This window comes from Massilia phosphatilytica (genome assembly GCF_977014125.1).
This window is the reverse complement of the sequence record NZ_CDRNIL010000006.1, coordinates 1-3,503: the sequence shown is the minus strand read 5'-3', so window position 1 is coordinate 3,503 and position 3,503 is coordinate 1. Positions and strand designations below refer to the sequence as shown.

The following is a 3,503-nucleotide window of genomic DNA, read 5'->3' as shown; positions in this document are numbered from 1 at the left end:
TGCTCGGCGCTGATACAGCCGAAGATCCGCTCGCGCAGGATCGCGCTACCGCCCACCAGCTCCGCGTAGCGCGCTGGCGATGGCGAGGTCGCTCTTGGCCAGCACCATGTCCATGTTCGACAGCAGCGTCGTGAAGAACGGCCAGTCCTTGCGCCATCTCGCGCAGCAGCGCCGAGGCGTTCGTCGCGGTCGCCGTCGGCGATCCAGCCGGAGCACCGCGGCGCCGAAGCCGTACCAGCCCGGCAGCAGCAGGCGGCACTGGCCCCAGCGAAAAGCCCCACGGGATCGCGCGCAGGTCTTCGATGCGGCGCGTCGACTTGCGCGACGCCGGGCGCGAACCGAGGTTCAGTTCCGCGATCTCGGCGATCGGCGTGGCGGCGAAGAAGTAATCCGTGAAGCCCGGGGTCTCGTACACGAGGTTGCGGTAGGCCTTGTACGCGCGCTGCGACAGCTCGGCCATCACGGGCTCGAAGCGCGCCAGGCGCTCGACCTGTTCGCGGTCGGCGCCGTGCGGCATCAGGCCCGCTTCCAGCGTGGCGGCGACGAGCAGCTCCAGGTTGCGGCGGCCGATTTCCGGATTGCTGAACTTCGACGAGATGATCTCGCCCTGTTCCGTCAGGCGGATCTGGCCGTTCACCGTGCCCGGCGGCTGCGCGAGGATCGCGTCGTAGCTCGGACCGCCGCCGCGGCCGACGGTGCCGCCGCGGCCGTGGAACAGCCGCAGCTTGACGTTCGCGTCCGCGAACACCTGCACGAGCTTCAACTCGGCCTGGTACAGCTCCCAGTTCGACGTCAGGAAGCCGCCGTCCTTGTTCGAGTCCGAATAGCCCAGCATGACTTCCTGCAGGCGGCCCTGGTGCTCGATGACGTCGGTCACGATCGGCAGCGCCATCCATTCGCCCATGATGGCGGCGGCCTGTTGCAGGTCGGGGATGGTCTCGAACAGCGGGATCACCATCACGTCGCTCGTCTTCTCGCTCGGCCGGTACAGGCCCGTTTCCTTTTGCAGCAGCAGGACTTCGAGCAGGTCGGACACGGTTTCCGTGTGCGAGATGATGTAGTTGCGGATCGCGCGCGCACCGTAGCGCTTGCGGACCTCGCGTGCCGTGCGCAGGATCTGCAGTTCGGAGTTCGTGGTCTCCGAATAGCTTTCGTACGGCGTGTACAGCAGGCGCGGCTGGGCCAGTTCGTCCAGCAACAGCTTGACCTTCGCGTCCTCGTCGAGCACGGCGTAATCGGCCTGCACGCCGGCGCGCGCGAACAGCTCGGCCAGCACACGCTCGTGCACGTCGGAGTTCTGGCGCAGGTCGACGGGCGCGAGGTGGAAACCGAATACCTTCACCGCGCGGCGCAGCAGGCGCAGGCGGCCGCGCGCCAGTTGACGGGCGCCGTTGGCGACGAGCGATTCGTGGATCGCGTCCAGGTCGGCCGGCAGCTCGGCCGCGCTGGCATACGCCGACGCGTCCGGGGCCGCAGCGCCGGCGACGAGCCAGTCGCGCGTCGCCACGAGGCGGGCATGCATGCCGTGCAGCGCCTGGCGGTACGGCTCGTCCTGGTGGTGCGGCGAGTTGTCCGGCGCACGTTCGGCGATGCGGCGCAGCGCCTCGGTGCTGCCGCACAGCGACTGCGCCTGCGACAGCTGCGACGCCAGCGTGTGCAGTCTCGGCAGGTAGAAATCGAGCGCTCGGGTCGACTGCGCCTTGAGCGTGGCACGCAGGATGTCCGCGGTGACGAACGGGTTGCCGTCACGGTCGCCGCCGATCCAGCTGCCCACTTTCATGAACGACGGCAGTTCCGTGCCGGCCCAGGCGCCATCCTTCTGCGCCAGCGTGTCCTCGAGGGCGCAGTACAGGCGCGGCAGGCTCCGGAACATCGTGTAGTCGAAGAAGGACAGGCCATTTTCCACTTCGTCCAGCACCGACAGCTTGGCGGGACGCAGCAACCGCGTCTGCCACAACGTCAGGATCGCGCGCGCCAGGGCTTCGTCGTTGTCCTGTTCCTCGTCGGGCGTCAGCTGCGTGCGGTCACGTTCGCCGATCAGGCGCGCGATCGCCATCTGGCAGTTGAGGACACTCTTGCGCTGCACTTCGGTGGGGTGCGCCGTGAACACGGGGCTGATGTGCGCGTTGTCGAAGAAGGCAGGCAGGTCGTCCATGCGGCCGGCGCCGAACACGCCGTCGACGGCATGGGCGATGCTGCCCTTCTTGGGCGCCGATCCGGCGGACAGGTGCGCGCGGCTGCGGCGGATGTGGTGCTGGTCTTCGGCGATGTTGGACAGCAGCGAGAAATAGGTGAACGCGCGGATCAACTGGGTGCGTTCGTCGGACGAGATACCGGCGAGGATCGCCGCCAGTTCCTCGTGCGCGCTGCCGTCCTGGTCGCGCCGGAAACCGATGGCGCTCTTACGGATCGACTCGATGCGGTCGAATACCTCGTCGCCCTCCTGCGCCCGGATCGTTTCCCCCAGCATGCGGCCGAGCTGGCGGATGTCCCGCCCCAGCAACTCTTCCTTGAAGTTCCGTGCCTCTTCAACGCTCATTCCAAGCTCTCCAGATCGATGCGTCGTGCGACGACGCAAAATGTAAATAATTTACAAATGAAGCACCCGCTGAACTATGCCGTTGCCGATATACCTTGTATATACGGGCCGGTTCGGGCTGCGCGGTGCCGCATGAGATGCAATGTTATGAAATTTTACTACAAACATTAGCCGGTTCGGTGTTCAAGGTTGAAAAAATGCTACACATGGGGAAACGAGCCGCCTTGTTTACCGGTTTTCGAACATCGCGATGATCTCGTCCGCCACCGCACGCACGTGCGGGGAGCGGCGCACGTCGTCGTGCATGACCAGCCAGAGTTTGCGGCGTACGGGACAAGACGGCGCCAAAGCGGTCAGCCCTGGCGCACCCGCCGCGGCGTAGCGCGGAAAGACGCCGACGCCACAGCCGGCAACGGCCGCCTGCAGCAGCGTCAGCAAATCGTTCGAGCGCAGGCAGTAGCGGCGGTTGCCGCGCAGCTTGTCCAACCACGCCTGCTGCGGCGCATCCTGCTGGAGTTCGTCGTAGCCGAGAAATTCCCAGTGCGCGGGTAGCCGGTTCGCGACGTAGTCCTCATGCGCATAGAGGGCGTAATCGACGTGTGCCAACAACTTGGTGACGAGGCCCGGCGCCGTCGGGCGCGCGAAACGCAGCGCGATATCGGCCTGGCGCCGCATCAGGTCCGTCGTGCGCGCCTCGGCGCGCAGGTCGATTTCGACGCCGGGCAGGCGCGCCAGCGGCGAGCGCAGGCGCGGCGCCAGCAGGAAGGCCGCCAATGCCGGCGGCGCCGAGACGCGGACGACGCCGGCAACCTCGCTCGCGCCGCGCGCCACGTTGAGCAAGGCGTGCATGTCGTCTTCCAGCTTGCGCGCATGCGGCACCAGCGCGGTGCCGGCCGCCGTCAGCGACCAGCCCTTGGGAAACCGGTCGAACAGGCGGGCACCGAGCGCGGTTTCGAGCGCGTCG

General features: G+C 67.1%; 1 protein-coding gene and 1 pseudogene. Both read right to left on the bottom strand.

Annotated elements, in window-relative coordinates; all coding sequences use genetic code 11:
* Nucleotides 1–2,539: pseudogene (gene ppc / locus ACWNCF_RS00175) on the bottom strand (phosphoenolpyruvate carboxylase); the annotation flags it as partial.
* Between the two features lie 228 nt (nucleotides 2,540–2,767).
* Nucleotides 2,768–3,503, bottom strand: a 736-nt coding sequence (locus tag ACWNCF_RS00170; RefSeq protein WP_449405599.1) for a LysR family transcriptional regulator, incomplete at its 5' end; no start/stop codon positions are given.